At 73.5% G+C, this 14,357-nt stretch carries 10 protein-coding genes and 1 pseudogene; 4 read left to right on the top strand and 7 right to left on the bottom strand.

Annotated elements, in window-relative coordinates; translation table 11 throughout:
- Positions 1 to 38: 38 nt before the first annotated feature.
- Positions 39 to 920 carry an SAM-dependent methyltransferase gene (locus GUY60_RS22320; RefSeq protein ID WP_187370097.1) on the bottom strand — a complete coding sequence of 294 codons (882 nt, stop codon included), beginning with the start codon at positions 918 to 920 and terminating at the stop codon, positions 39 to 41.
- 156 nt (positions 921 to 1,076) lie between these two features.
- Positions 1,077 to 1,745, bottom strand: coding sequence for a TetR/AcrR family transcriptional regulator (locus GUY60_RS22315; RefSeq protein ID WP_161700594.1), 669 nt, complete (start codon positions 1,743 to 1,745; stop codon positions 1,077 to 1,079).
- Positions 1,746 to 2,161: 416 nt separating this feature from the next.
- Here GUY60_RS22315 and GUY60_RS22310 point away from each other — a divergent pair, with 416 nt between their 5' ends.
- Positions 2,162 to 4,963 carry a SpoIIE family protein phosphatase gene (locus GUY60_RS22310; RefSeq protein WP_161700592.1) on the top strand — a complete coding sequence of 934 codons (2,802 nt, stop codon included), beginning with the start codon at positions 2,162 to 2,164 and terminating at the stop codon, positions 4,961 to 4,963.
- Between the two features lie 6 nt (positions 4,964 to 4,969).
- On the opposite strand, the gene GUY60_RS22305 is transcribed toward GUY60_RS22310, so the two are convergent.
- Entirely contained in the window at positions 4,970 to 6,370 is a 1,401-nt protein-coding gene (locus GUY60_RS22305) for an oxidoreductase (protein WP_161700590.1), read from the bottom strand.
- Between the two features lie 31 nt (positions 6,371 to 6,401).
- Between GUY60_RS22305 and GUY60_RS22300 the strand changes: the two are divergent.
- Positions 6,402 to 6,629, top strand: a pseudogene (locus GUY60_RS22300) (methyltransferase domain-containing protein); the annotation flags it as partial.
- A 130-nt stretch (positions 6,630 to 6,759) separates the two neighbouring features.
- Here the strand turns inward: GUY60_RS22300 and GUY60_RS22295 are convergent.
- The gene (locus GUY60_RS22295; protein ID WP_161700588.1) at positions 6,760 to 8,199 is read right to left on the bottom strand and encodes a dihydrolipoyl dehydrogenase family protein; all 1,440 of its coding nucleotides are present in this window, start codon (positions 8,197 to 8,199) and stop codon (positions 6,760 to 6,762) included.
- A gap of 156 nt (positions 8,200 to 8,355) precedes the next feature.
- On the opposite strand from GUY60_RS22295, the gene GUY60_RS22290 reads away from it, so the two are divergent.
- Positions 8,356 to 8,748 (top strand): thioredoxin family protein, encoded by a 393-nt coding sequence (locus tag GUY60_RS22290; protein ID WP_161700586.1) that lies wholly within the window; start codon positions 8,356 to 8,358, stop codon positions 8,746 to 8,748.
- 75 nt (positions 8,749 to 8,823) lie between these two features.
- On the opposite strand, the gene GUY60_RS22285 is transcribed toward GUY60_RS22290, so the two are convergent.
- Entirely contained in the window at positions 8,824 to 10,260 is a 1,437-nt protein-coding gene (locus tag GUY60_RS22285) for a benzaldehyde dehydrogenase (RefSeq protein WP_161700584.1), read from the bottom strand.
- Between the two features lie 238 nt (positions 10,261 to 10,498).
- Entirely contained in the window at positions 10,499 to 11,554 is a 1,056-nt protein-coding gene (locus GUY60_RS22280; protein WP_161700582.1) for a LacI family DNA-binding transcriptional regulator, read from the bottom strand.
- A gap of 186 nt (positions 11,555 to 11,740) precedes the next feature.
- Between GUY60_RS22280 and GUY60_RS22275 the strand changes: the two genes are divergently transcribed.
- On the top strand, positions 11,741 to 13,165 hold the full coding sequence (locus GUY60_RS22275) for an amidase (protein ID WP_161700580.1): 1,425 nt from the start codon (positions 11,741 to 11,743) through the stop codon (positions 13,163 to 13,165).
- Positions 13,166 to 13,167: 2 nt separating this feature from the next.
- Here the strand turns inward: GUY60_RS22275 and GUY60_RS22270 are convergent.
- On the bottom strand, positions 13,168 to 14,357 hold a 1,190-nt coding region (locus GUY60_RS22270), incomplete at its 5' end, for a hypothetical protein (RefSeq protein WP_223178722.1).

The raw sequence follows: 14,357 nt of genomic DNA, 5'->3' as shown, positions 1-14,357 counted from the left end.
CCCCGGCCCCCGTCAACTCACCCGGGCAGACGCCCGACTCACCCAGGCAGACGCCCGACCGCGAGCCAGCTCCGTCCCGCACCAGGACGCAGCGGGTCGAAGGGAGGCGGGACCGGGCGGCCGTACCGCGCCGTGATCTCCTCCAGCGCGTGCACCTCGGGCTCCCAGCCGTGGCGGGCGAGCCAGCGGCCGGGGTCGTCGTCCGTGGGGCCGCCGTGCCACATGTCGACGAGCTCCTCGGAGAGCGCGGCACGGGCGCCGCGCAGCAGGTCGGAGTCCTCCTGGTGGTCGAGCGCGACGGTGCTGCCGGGCGCCGAGTTGGCGGTGACGCGGTCGAGGAGCAGGTCGGCGGCGTCGGACGTCAGGGCGTAGAGGAGGCCTTCCATGAGCCACGCGGTCGGCAGGCCGGGGTCGAAGCCGGCGGCGCGGAGTGCGGACGGCCAGTCCTCGCGCAGATCCGTCGGCACTTCCGTCCGCCGGCAGCCGGCGGTGATGCCGTGCTCGGACAGTACGGCCGCCCGGTAGGCGAGCGTGTCGGCGAAGTCCAGCTCGAAGAGGTGCGTCGTGGAAGGCCAGTCGAGGCGGAACGCCCGCGCGTCCATGCCGCACGCGAGGAGCACCGTCTGCGTCGCCCCGGCGCGCGCCGCGACCTCCAGTTCCTCGTCCAGGAAGCGGGTACGGACGGCCACTTGGTCGGCCATCAACGTGAACAGCTCGGGCGTGGCGTCCGTCTGCGTTCCCGCCGCGGGGATTCCGGCGCCCGCCGCGTCGAGGAAGTGCTGTGCGTACGGGTCGGTGAAGAGGCGGTCCGCGCGGCGGTGTTCTCGTGCGCGGATCGCGGTCACCCCGAGCGAGGTGGCGGCGACCCCGGCAAGCGTGGGGGCAGGCGGCGAGTTGGTGGGCAGTGAGTTGCTCGTCATTGCGTTCCTCCGTTGTTCGGTCGCGGTCCGGCCGACCTGCGGCTGCCCGGCGACACTGCGGGCGCTACGGGTGCTACGGGTGCTACGGGTGCTACGGGTGCTACGGGCCGTGCTCGTACGGCGATGCGAGTAGGTCAACTCCCGTACGGGAGTGGGTCAACTCCCGTACGCAGACGTGAAGTTGGTGGCGGTTCCGCCGGTCGCCATCCAGGCGCGGATGTGCCGGACCCGTCCGGCAGAGATCGCGGGCTCCGGCAGTCCGCCGCGGCGCGGCCCGGCCGCCGGTGGCCGCAACCCGTCGAGGTAGATGTCGAGTTGGCGATGTGCGAGCGCCTCGTCCTGAGAGAACCCAGCACCGGGCATCGGGCGCGCCAAACGGACGATCATGAAGACGATGTCCCCGGTCACCACATCGGCGCGCAGCAGTCCCGCCTTCCGCGCCCGTGCGATCAGTCTGCCGAGAGGGCCGACGGCATCCCGCTCCTCGTCGAAGAGACCGCCGCCCTCGACCCGGCCGAAAAGCGCCGGCATGACAGCTGCGGCCTTGCTGTCCAGGGCGGTGTGCGTGAAGCGGCGCAGCGCCTCGAACGGATCGCTCTCCCGCTGCGCCGCGTCCGTCGCCGCCTCGTACAACGCCTCCATGACGTCGGCCGCCACCGCGCGGATCAGCGCCGCGCGGCTCGGGAAGTGCCGGTAGAGCGTGGCGATCCCCACGCCCGCACGCCCGGCGATCTCCTCCAGCGGTACGCCCGGCCCTTCGTCCACGCACGCCTGCCGCGCGGCCCGCAGGATCCGAACACGGTTGTGCCGCGCGTCTGCACGCATGGGACGCCTCCGAGGTACGTGAAGTCCGGCCGGAGACGGAGGATTTCCTCCATCTGCGGAACACGGTAAGGACACCGGCGGAGGAAGTCCCCGACCCGAGGGGAAGTGAGAGTCGATCAGCGCTCGCACCTCCGGGAAACGCTTCGCGACGTGTGTTCGGGACGGGTCACCTCCGGGACGACGCCTGCGGCGACCACCGAGGACGAGGCCGCCGCCCTCGCCGCTGCGAGCCCGTACGGCCTCTCCCTTCCGACCCCGGACGCAGAGCCCGGAGATCTGCTGCTCCGGCATCCGGATGCCGCTGGCCATCGCAGGCCTCAGCGGCCGTGGTGGTGCATGACGTGCTTGGTGCGCGAGTAGTCCTCCCGAAGGGAGTGCGCCGACACGGGCAGTGGTACTTCGGCAACACTGGAGACATGGACGCTCGCAGAGGCTTCCGTAGGCCCTCGGGACAGCCGGCCCGTCCGCAGGACGGAGGGCAGGGCCCGCGCCGCGGGCCGGGGCGGCGTCTGAGGTCCCTGCTGAGTGTGCGCACCGTCGCCGGCCAGGTGTTCCTGCCGCAGCTCGGGATCGTGCTGCTCCTGGTCGCCGCCGCGGTCGTGGCTCTGCTGCTGCAGGCCCGTAGGGACACCAGCGAGGAGGCCCGCAACCGGACCCTCGCCGTCGCCGAGACCTTCGCGAACGCCCCCGGCACACTCGATGCGCTCGACGCCCGCGACCCCACCGCCGTACTGCAGCCACGGGCCGAGGAGACCCGGAAGCGATCGGGCGTCGACTACGTCGTCGTATGGAACCCGGACGGCATCCGGTACACCCACCCCGACCCGGCGCTGATCGGCAAGCACGTCATCGGCCCGTACCAGGCGACGCTCGCCGCCGCACGGGCCGGGCGCCCGTACACCGAGACCTTCCAGGCGAGCACCGGCCCCACCGTGAACTCCGCCGCGCCCGTCACGCGGCCGGACGGTTCCCTCGCGGGCATCGTGTCGGCGGGCATCACCGTCAAGCGGGTCGAAGACGTGGTCGGCACCCAGCTGCCGCTCCTCGCGGGCGGCGCGGCGGGCGCCCTGGCCCTGGCCGCGGGCGTCTCCGTCCTGGTCAGCCGGCGGCTGCGGCGCCAGACCCACGATCTCGGGCCGACCGAGATGACCCGGATGTACGAGCACCACGACGCCGTTCTGCACGCGGTGCGCGAAGGCGTGCTGATCATCGGCGGCGACGGCCGGCTGCTCCTCGCCAACGACGAGGCACGCCGCCTGCTCGACCTGCCCCCGGACGCCGAACAGCGCCCGGTCACCGACCTCGGTCTGGACGCGGGCGCCGCCGAACTGCTCCTCTCCGGACGGGCGGCCACCGACGAAGTGCACCTGGCCGGAGAGCGGCTGCTCGCGGTCAACCTGCGGCCGGTCGGCCAGAGCGGCAGCCAGGCCGGCAGCGTGGCCACCCTGCGGGACACCACGGAGCTGCGCGCCCTGGCCGGCCGGGCCGAGACGGCACGCGAGCGGCTGCGGCTGCTCTACGACGCGGGGGTACGGCTCGGCACCACACTCGACGTGGTGCGCACCGCCGAGGAACTCGCCGAGGTGGCCACGCCGCGGTTCGCCGACTTCGCCACCGTCGAACTCCTCGATCCGGTGCTGCGCGGCGACGAGCCGGGCGACAGCAGCACGGTGATGTGCCGCGTCGCGATCCGGGGCCTGAGCGACCCTCCTCCGTTCATCCCGGTGGGTGAGCGGATTCCGTGGCTTCCCAGCACCCCGATGGGCGTGGGCCTGGCGAGCGGCCACCCCGTACGCGAAGCCGATCTCGCCGCGGCCGACGGCTGGCGGGACCAGGACCCCGAGCGGGCCCAGCGGCTCCTCGACCACGGAGTGCACTCGCTGATCTCCGTGCCGCTGCGGGCACGGGGCGTACTTCTGGGCCTGGCCAACTTCTGGCGCTCCGAGCAAGATCCCTTCGAAGCGGAGGACGTGTCGTTCGCCGAGGAACTGACGGCGCGGGCCGCCGTGGCCGTCGACAACGCCCGCCGCTACACCCACGAACACACGATGGCGGTCACCCTGCAGCGCAGTCTGCTGCCGCGCACGCTGCCCGAGCAGTCGGCGGTCGAGGTGGCCCATCGCTATCTGCCGGCCCAGGCGGGTGTGGGCGGCGACTGGTTCGACGTGATCCCGCTGCCGGGCGCCCGGGTGGCACTGGTCGTCGGCGACGTGGTCGGACACGGGCTGCACGCGGCCGCCACCATGGGCCGGCTGCGCACCGCGGTCCACAACTTCTCCGCCCTCGACCTGCCGCCCGACGAACTCCTGAGTCACCTGGACGAACTCGTCACCCGCATCGACCAGGAGGAGGGCACCGAGGACGGCCGCGTACCGGTCATCACCGGCGCCACCTGCCTGTACGCGATCTACGACCCGGTCACCGGGGTCTGCACCATGGCGCGCTCCGGGCATCCGGGACCCGCGCTCCTCGACCCGGAGGGGACCGTCACGTTCCCCGACGTGCCGGTCTCCCCTCCGCTCGGCCTGGGCGGCGGCCTGCCCTTCGAGTCCGCACAACTCACCCTGCCCGTCGGCGCCCAACTCGTGCTCTACACCGACGGGTTGGTCGAGGACCGCGACCGGGACCTCGACACCGGCCTCGCGATGCTCCGTACCGCGCTCACCGGCGTGGAAGGGGGTCCCGAGCAGACCTGCGCGGCGATCCTCGACGCGCTCCTGCCACCGCACCCCGGCGACGACATCGCCCTGCTCGTCGCCCGCGCCCGCGTCCTCGATCCGGACCGGATCGCCGAGTGGGAGGTGCCCAGTGATCCGGCCGTGGTGAGCCGGGTCCGCTCCGATGTCACCCGGCGCCTGGAGAACTGGCACCTGGAAGAGGCCACCCTCACCGCCGAGCTGGTGGTGAGCGAACTGGTCACCAACGCCATCCGCTACGGCATCCCGCCGGTCCGGCTCCGCCTCCTGCACGACCAGGACAGCCTGATCTGCGAGGTCTCCGACGGCTCCAGCACGTCCCCGCACCTGCGCCGGGCGACCACCACCGACGAGGGCGGGCGCGGCCTGTTCCTGGTCGCCCAGTTCGCCGAACGCTGGGGCACCCGCTACACCGCCCGCGGCAAGGTCATCTGGACCGAGCAGCCCGTGCACGGCCAGGCCGCGGAGCCCGACACCACTCCGGAAGATCTCCTGGCCCAGTGGGGCGACGAGGAGTTCTGAACCGGATCAGCGCTTGTTCAGGGTTCGGGACACTCCCGCGACGACGGCCGTGGTGAGCACCCAGCCGGTGGCGATCAGCGCGTAGGCCAGCCACTGGGCGCCGCTGTCCGTCCAGTACCAGCCGGCGCGCTGGCCGAGTCCGCCGATGGGGATGAGGAGGTCGAGGGTGTACACGAACGGCTGGAACGGGGCGCCTTCGCCCGCCTTCACCGGTGTCGGATCGTGGGTCGCGAAGACCCACGTGCCGAGCAGGGCCAGCGTGAGGAGCCACATGCCGGCCAGCCACGGGCGGTAGCCGTAGCCGACGGTGACATCCAGCAGATGACCCCATACGCGTCCGGCCGGGGGCAGTGCGCGGCGGCGGTGGCGCTGCTTCGCCAGGAGCACCCGGCGCGCGTCGCTGTCGTGGCCGATCTGCCGGTACCAGGCCGCGAGTTGTTCGTACGGCTGCGGGGCGTAGCCGGGGTTGCGACGGATCCACGCCAAGCGGCGTGCCACCTCGCCCCCCGTGGTCGCCCTGTCTCGTTCGGGCGTTCCGTCCTGGCCCGCGGCACTGTCCTCCGCGCCTGCCGTCTCCCCGAAACGGATGGAGCCGTACGTGAACCCGTCGAGCAGCACTTCCTCCGGCCAGCCCTGCTCGCTGTCCTGGCACCAAGTGACCTGAGCGGACCGGAGATCCACTGTTCCCGAGGGCGGTGCGGCAGGTCTGAAGTCGAAGTCCCCCACCTGCATGGCCTTGCCGGCCAGTGCGACGCCGCCGGGGTTCTCAAGGCGCGCGCCCAGCAGGAACAGGCCCCTGGGCAGCTGCGCGCCGGGGAGCCGCAGCCCGCCCCGCGTACGGAGTCGATGGGCGAAGAAGCCGCCTTCCATGGCGAGGCCACCCGCGTGCACCGCCCACTCTCCGGGGGCCGAGACCCTGGCGTCGGTCAGGATCAACTCACCGGCCAGCCGGGCGTTGGTGAGGATGAGCGGGCCGCCTTCGACGGCCACTCCTTTCAGGTGGAGGGCGCCCTCGATCCGGGCGAGCCCGGCGTCGATTCCGGGAACCCAGCTGTGCGCCAACCTGATCGTCCGGGTCGTGGCCCCCCACAGGCTCACCTTTTCCTCGAGCCGGCAGCCCTCGAGTTGGAACGCGTGGCCGATCTCCGCGCCGTCCAGTTCGAGGCGACCGGTGATCCGCGCACCCGCGAGCCGCAGGGCGGCAACGGACCCGGACCGCTCGTCGTTCGCACCGAGCAGCAGCGCCGCGAGGACGGCCGCGCGAACCGAGCGTTCCGGCCCCCACCGGTCACCGGCAGCGGGGTCGTCCGCCTCGGGTATGCCCGTACGCAGGTCCACTCGACGCCCCTCGGGAAAGGCGTCCCACAACTCACGTTCCGGCGGGGTCAACTCATCGTATGACAGCACTCGTTCAGGGTAAGGACCTGCTCGCCCTCGATGCCGTCCCGGCCAGTGGTCCAGGGCGCTCGCCGCCGAGGGCGCCCACGTGGTCGGGATCGACCTGTCCGAAGCCCAACTCGCCGCAGCGGCCCGCGAGATGGGAGCGGCCCGCTACCCGCTGGTGCAACGCGCCGCCGAACAACTCCCCTTCGCCGCCGACAACTTCGACCTGGTCTTCTGCGACTTCGGCGGGCTCAGCTGGGCACCCCCGCACCTGGCCGTCCCGACTGGGCACACCGCTGGCCCGCGGAACTGCTCTGGGTAACCCACAAACCGTAGGTTCCGCCGCGCCGAGACGTGCAGGCATCCCCTCGCCGGACAGGACCTAGGAGACGTCCCCTAGGGGGCGTCTCCCCCTAGCCCCGACACCCCTCCAGCAACCGCAGCCAGACCTCACTGATCGTCGGATACGCCGGCACCGCGTGCCACAGCCGCTCGATGGGGACCTCCGCCGTGACCGCGATCGTGGCCGCCTGGAGGAGTTCGCTCGTGCCGGGGCCCACGAAGGTCGCGCCGAGGAGGGTCTGCTTGTCCAGGTCGACGACGATGCGGGCGTGGCCGCGGTAGCCGTCGGCGTACAGGCCCGCGCCCGCCACCGACGCGAGGTCCACGTCGACGGTGCGGATGCGGTGGCCCGCTTGTTCCGCCGCGGCCGCGGTGAGGCCGACCGCGGCGACCTCCGGGTCCGTGAAGACGACCTGCGGGACGGCGGCGTGGTCGGCGGTGGCGGCGTGGGCGCCCCAGGGGTCGGTCTCCAGGATCGGGGTGCCGGACGCGCGGGCGGCAATGGCGGCGCCCGCGATCCGGGCCTGGTACTTGCCCTGGTGGGTGAGGAGCGCCCGGTGGTTCACGTCGCCGACCCCGTACAGCCAGTCGCTGCCCAGCACCCGGCAGCTGTCGTCCACGTCCAGCCAGCCGCCGGGGGTGAGGCCCACCGAGGCGAGGCCCAGGTCGTCGGTGCGCGGGGCGCGGCCGGTGGCGAAGAGGACCTCGTCGGCCTGGAGCTGGGTGTCGTCGTCGAGGGTCAGGGTGACCGTGTCCCCGGTGCGGGCGACCCGGGTGACGGAGACGCCGGTGCGGACCTCGGCGCCCGCCTCGCGCAGCGCGTCCGCGACCAGTTCACCGGCGAAGGGCTCCATCCGGGGCAGCAGGCCCGTACCGCGTACGAGCACGGTGACCTGGGCGCCGAGGGCCTGCCAGGCCGTGGCCATCTCGGTGCCGACGACGCCGCCGCCGACGACCGCGAGCCGCCCCGGTACGGCCTTGGCGCTGGTCGCCTCGCGGCTGGTCCAGGCGTGGGCGCCGGACAGGCCGGGAACCTCGGGCAGGACGGCGCGGCTGCCGGTGCTGACGACGACCGCGTGCTTGGCGGTGAGGGTGTGCCGTTCGCCCTCGGGCGTCGTGACGGTGACCCGGCGCGGACCGTCGAGGCGCCCTTGTCCCCGGTAGAGGCGTACGCCGATGGACTCCAGCCAGTCGATCTGGCCGTCGTCCTTCCAGTGCGAGGTGTACGTGTCGCGGTGGGCGAGGACGGCGTCCGCGTCGAGAGGGCCCTGGACCGCCTGGCTCAGGCCCGGCACGCGGCGGGCGTCCGCGCGGGCGATGACGGGGCGCAGCAGTGCCTTGCTCGGCATGCACGCCCAGTAGGAGCACTCGCCGCCGACGAGTTCGCTCTCCACGATCGCGGTGCTCAGGCCCGCCGCGCGGGTGCGGTCGGCCACGTTCTCGCCGACGGGGCCCGCTCCCAGGACGACGACGTCGTACTCGATGGCTGCTGATGCGTGTGGCTGTCCCATGGGTTCCAGTCTTCCCGGATGTGTGCGCGCGGGCCACAGGGGCAGGGGGACGGGTGTCCTGTGTTCCGGGGGCCGCGAGGGTGCCGGAATAGGGAGCTGACCCGCACCGTTGTGCGGGGCAGTACGACGCACCCGACCGCGAAGAGGTAGGTCAACTTGAGCACCCAGGAACTCACCAAGGAGAACTTCGACGAGATCGTCACTGGGAACGATTTCGTCCTCATCGACTTCTGGGCGTCCTGGTGCGGCCCTTGCCGCCAGTTCGGCCCGGTCTACGAGGGTGCGTCGGAGCGCCACCCCGACCTCGTCTTCGGCAAGGTCGACACCGAGGCGCAGCCGGAGCTCGCGCAGGCCTTCGGCATCCAGTCGATCCCGACGCTCGCGATCATCCGCGACAAGGTCGCGATCTTCGCCCAGCCGGGCGCGCTGCCCGAGTCCGCCCTCGAGGACGTGATCGGTCAGGCCCGCAAGGTCGACATGGACGATGTGCGCCGGCAGATCGCCCAGGAGCAGGCGGGGCAGCAGGGCGAGGCGCCGTCGGAGGGGTGATGGCGTGGCCTCGGGTGCCGGGTCCGGAGCGTTCCGGGCCCGGCACTCGCGCGTTCGGGGGGCGGTACGGGTACGTCAGAACGGGTACGTAGCCGCGTCCCCCCGCACCGTCGTCCAGCGCAGCTCGGTGAACGCCTCCATGTTGGCCTCGCCGCCGAACCGCGCTCCGGTGCCGGACGCCGCGATGCCGCCGAAGGGCGCGACCGCCTCGTCGTTGACCGTCTGGTCGTTGATGTGCGCGATGCCGGTGGGGATGCGGTCGGCGAGGGCCAGGCCGCGTGCCGTGTCGCGGGTGACGATGCCGAGGGAGAGGCCGTACGGGCTCGCGGCGGCGAGGGCGGCGGCCTCGTCCTCGGTGGCGAAGGAGCGTACCGGCGCGACCGGGCCGAAGACCTCCTCGCGGTACGCGGGGGTGTGGTCGTCGACGTCGGCGAGGACCGTGGGCCGGTAGCAGAGGCCGACATGGCTGCCGCCCGCGGCGAGCCGGGCGCCGGACGCGGTCGAGGACTCCACCAGGCCGTGCACCTTGGCGAGTTGGCCGGCGTCGATGAGCGGGCCGAGGTGCACCTTGTCGCGGTGCGGATCGCCCACGGCGAGCGAGTCGGCCTTGGCGGCGAGGCGTTCCACGTACTCGTCGTAGAGGGAGGCGTGCACCAGGTGGCGGCCGGTCGTCATGCAGATCTGGCCCTGGTGGAAGAAGGAGCCCCAGGCGGCGGTGGAGATGACCGCGTCGAGGTCGGCGTCCGCGAGGACGACGAGCGCCGAGTTGCCGCCCAACTCCAGGTGGGCGCGCTTGAGATGGCGTCCCGCGGCCTCGCCGACAGCGCGTCCCGCGGCGGTGGAACCGGTGAAGGATATGACCGGTACGCGCGGGTCGGCGACGAGTGCCTGGCCGGTCGCGGCGCCGCCGGGCAGCACATGCAGCAGACCCTCCGGCAGCCCCGCCTCGGCGAACACGGCACCGAGCGCGAGCCCGCCGCAGACCGCGGTGCGCGGGTCGGGCTTGAGGAGTACGGCGTTGCCCAGGGCGAGCGCCGGGGCGACCGAGCGGATGGAGAGGATCAACGGGGCGTTGAACGGTGCTATGACGCCGGTGACGCCGACCGGGACGCGGCGCGTGTAGGACAGGCGCGGGGCCTCGCTGGGGAGCACCTGGCCGGTGGGGCGGGAGGCGAGGGCGGCGGCCTCGTAGCACTCCTGGGCGGCGACGTGCAGTTCGAAGTCGGCCTTGCCGGGCACGGAACCGGACTCGCGGACCAGCCATGCGCGCAGCTCGTCGGCGTGCGCGGTGAACAGGTCGCCCGCGCGGCGCAGCACCGCCGCCCGCGCGAAGTGCGGGGTGGCCGCCCAGGCACGCTGCGCCGCCTGGGCGGCCTCGGCCGCGGCCGTGACGTCGTCGCCGTCGGCGAGGGTGAGCGTCCCGAGGTCCTCGCCCGTCGCCGGTTCGATGACGGTGTGCGCACCGCCGCGCAACGCGTGGGACTGCCAGGTCTTCGGGTCGAGCAGGGGCATGCCGGGTCTCCGTTCGAGGGGCGACGGTTCGAGGGGTGCGGCGTGTGCGACGGGGCCACCCAGAGACCCACCCCAATTAGTTCAGCGTGCAACATCTTAGCCATCGGGGCACAGGAGTCGACCCTGAACACGCCCACTCCGCGCGGCCAACTCCCGTACGGACAACGGCAGTTACCGTTCCAGGACCAGCGCGATCCCTTGGCCAACGCCGATACACAGAGACGCCCCCTAGGGGCCGTCACGTGGAGTCGCGGGGCACGGCCTCGGCGCCGAGCAGCGGGTGCACCTCGGGGGTGCCCGCGGGGTCGCGCACCGCTCGGTCGACGAGTTCCGCGAGCACCTGTCCGGACGGCAGGTCGAGGCGGACGCTGCTCAGCCGGGGCCGGAGCAACCTGCCGAGCAGCAGGTCGCCGGCGCCCATCACGGCGACGGCGCCGGGCACATCGACCCCGGCGTCCTGGAGGGCGCGCAGCAGCAGCATCGCGTACTCGTCGTTGTACGCGAACACCGCGTCGAGCCCCAACTCGGGCCAGCGTGCAGCCAGTCGGTCCGCCGAGCGTTCCTCGTAGCGCAGTTCGAGGGGGACGACGCGGGCAGCGGTGCCCTCGGCGGCGGCGCGGATCCCGGCGAGCCGGGGCGCGGAGAACGTCTCGAAGCCCGGTTCGCCCGGCACGACCACGCCGATGCCGGTGCGGCCCCGGTCGAGCAGATGGACGCCCGCACAGTGGCCGACCGCGCGCTGGTCCATGAGCAACGCGTGCGCGCCGTCGACCCGTTCGGGCCCGATGGTGAGCACCGCCCTGGCCCCGGACCGCTTCAGCACGTCCACCCCGCGCGGGGTGAGGGTGCCGTCGCCGGGCGCGAGGACGGCGACGGGGCGCAGTTCGGCCCAGGCGCGGGCGGCGTCGTCACCGCTCATGCCGAGGCTGCCGAACTGCACCACGGTGTAGTCGAGTCGGCGCAGGGCCCACTGGAGTTCGTTGAAGAAGTGGCTGTAGAGGGCGCCCACGGGAACCGAAGGGGCGGGCATCAGGACCATCCGGCTGTGGCCCGCGCGCAGGCTGCGCGCGGCGGCGTGCGGGACGTACCCCAACGCGTCGGCGGCCTCCTGGACGCGGCGCCGGGTGGGCGCGCTGATCCGTACCGCGGTGGTGTTGTTCAGGACGTACGACACGGTGGCGCGGGAGACCCCGGCGAGCCGTGCCACGTCGGCGCTGGTCGGCACGGGCCGCACCCGTTCCGCATCCCGCCGCGCCGACTGCTCCGGGATCCGCCGTTCCGGTATTTGCACCATGACGTCCGCATCTTCGCAGACACCCGCGCGCCCGCCGCGACCGGCACCCACCCGCCGCCCGGCACCGTGCCGACCTGCGCCAACTCCCGTACAGGCATACCGAATCCGGCCGCTCACCGCTAACGTTCGTGCGTACGAACGAGTAACCCGAGTGGCATCGCCACGACCCCTCCGAGAGGTGCCCCCATGACCCCCGACCGCTCCGCAGGTCTCGCGCGCACCGCGCGGGCGCTCGCCGACGGTGACGTGACCTCGCGGGAGCTGGTCGAGCGGGCCCTTGCCCGGATCGAGGCGACGCGGCCGACGCTCAACGCCTTCCGGCTGCCGCTCGCCGACGCGGCGCTCGACGCGGCCACGGCCGCCGACGCGCGGCTCGCCGCGGGCGAACGGCTGCCGCTGCTCGGGGTGCCCGTCGCGGTCAAGGACGACATGAATGTCGCGGGCGCCCCGACCGCCTTCGGCTGCGCCGGTGACTTCCCGCCGGCCACCGCGGACGCGGAGGCGGTACGGCGGCTGCGCGCGGCCGGGGCGGTCGTCGTCGGCAAGACCAACAGCTGCGAGCTGGGGCAGTGGCCGCACGCCGAAGGGCCCGCGTTCGGCGACACCCGCAACCCGTGGAACACCCGCCACACGCCCGGCGGTTCGTCCGGCGGTTCGGCGGCCGCGGTCGCGGCCGGGATCGTGCCCGCGGCGCTCGGCTCGGACGGCGCGGGCTCGGTGCGCATCCCGGCGGCCTGGACGCATCTCGTCGGCATCAAACCGCAGCGCGGCCGGATCTCGTCCTGGCCGCACCCCGAGGCGTTCCAGGGCATCACCGTCGACGGCCCGCTCGCCAGGACCGTCGAGGACGCGGCACTGCTGCTCGACTGCGCGAGCGGCAGCCACCCCGGCGACCGGCACCGGCCGCCCGCGCTGCGGGTGAGCGACGCGGTGGGGCGTGACCCCGGGCGGCTGCGGATCGCGCTGTCGACGCGGATGCCGTTCACGGCCACCCCGAAGAAGCTGACGCCGGTGGTCAGGGCAGCGGTGTACGCGCTCGCCGACCGGCTCACCGCGCTCGGCCACGAGGTCGAGGAGGCGGATCCGGCGTACGGCCCGATCGGCCTGACGTTCGTGCCGCGCGCCACGGCCGGGATCGCCGAGTGGGCCGGCCGGGTGCCGGACCCGGCGCTGCTCGACCCGCGCACCCGCGACGCGGCCCGGCTCGGCCGCGCGCTCGGCGGGGCGCCGCTGCGCTGGGCACGCCGCGCGGAGGCCGGCCTGCACCGGCGGGTGGGCGCGGTCTTCCGGCGCTACGACGTGGTGCTCGCGCCGACGACGGCCACTCCCCCGCCCCGGATCGGCACGATCGCGGCGATGGGCGGCATCGCCACGGACCGGGCGATGATCGCGGCCTGCCCGTACGCCTGGCCGTGGAACGTCCTCGGCTGGCCCGGCGTCAACGTCCCGGCGGGCTTCGCACCGGGCGGCCTCCCGCTCGGCGCCCAGCTCCTCGGCCCGGCCCACAGCGAACCCCTGCTCGTTTCCCTCGCCTCCCAACTGGAGGACGACCAGCGGTGGTTCGAGCGCTGGCCGGAGACGGTGCCGCAGGCGGGCGTGTCCGGGGCCTGAGCTCAGGAGCCGGAATCCGCCTCGGTGTGCCGCGACAGGTGCAGCGCCACCCGTCGCACCCGTTCCCGCACCCGCGGCTCATCGGTGCCCGCGCTGACGCCGAAGACGTACCGGCCGACGGCCACGGTCGCGTGCGCCACGGGCTTCGCCGCAAGCCCTGTCCGGTACGTGTACAGCGCGACCCCGCTCCGCGGCCGGCTGATCTCGGCGGTCACGCAGCCGCCGAGGGCCGGACTGCAGCCCCAGGGAACGGCGTTCGCGGCGTAGGTCCGCGCGGCCTGCTCATCGGGGGCGACCCAGCGGACGGTGACGGAGAAGATGTCGCTGTCGGAGCCGGATTCGGTGGCGAAGCGGCACTCACTGGGGTGCGGCAGCTCGGCGCCGAGGACCGTACGACTCTTCGCCACCGGGAGCTTCACATAGCCGGGGTCGAGCCCCGCGAGGAGTTTCCCGTCGACCAGGCCGCAGGCGTCCGGCCAGTCCTTCCGCGCGACTCCGCCGAGGGCCGCCGGGTGCTCGGCGTCCAGGGCACGGCGCCCTGGGCGGAGCCCGGTGTAGCGGGTGCCGTCCTTCTCGTCGCTGCGGACGACGAGCAGGTCCCCGCTCATGCCCACGAACGCCCCCGCGACCGGCCACGGGACACGGTCGCTGCGGTGCCCGTCGACGTCCGTCAGGCTGCTCGCCCCTGGCCCCTGGACGCGCGCGTCGCCGGGCAGCCAGCGGAGGTCTCCGTCGTACGCGCCTTCGGCGTCCGTGCCGCCGACGATCAGGCCGTCGGAGATGTGCGTCATGCCGATCAGGGGCCCCTGGCGCAGGGTCCACCGGCTCGTCGTGGTGCCGGCGCGTACGGCGTGCAGGGTGACCGACCGGTCGTCGATGTCGGTCTCGTCGAGGTACAGCGTGCCGTTCGCCTCGCCGGTCAGGGCCAGTTCGGTGCCGGGGGCCGCGGTGCGGTGCAGCAGTTGACCGCCCGACTCCGCGTACACCTTGATCTCGTCGTCGAGGGTCACGCCGATCGCGCCGCGGTGCGTCTGCAGCCTGATGTTCTGCCGCCACTTCCCGACCTTCTTCGTCCAGGCGACCTTGCCGGTCCGGGCGTCCGTCACGTGGAGTTCCGCGGTCTCGCCGGGGCAGTGCTGGAGCAGGACCAGGTGGTGGGCGGTGGCGCCTCCGGCGGGCGACGGGGGCACGT

It is taken from the genome of Streptomyces boluensis, from assembly GCF_009908195.1.
GTDB lineage: Bacteria > Actinomycetota > Actinomycetes > Streptomycetales > Streptomycetaceae > Streptomyces > Streptomyces boluensis.
Note: the sequence above shows the minus strand (reverse complement) of the source record. Positions and strands in the feature narration are given on the sequence as shown.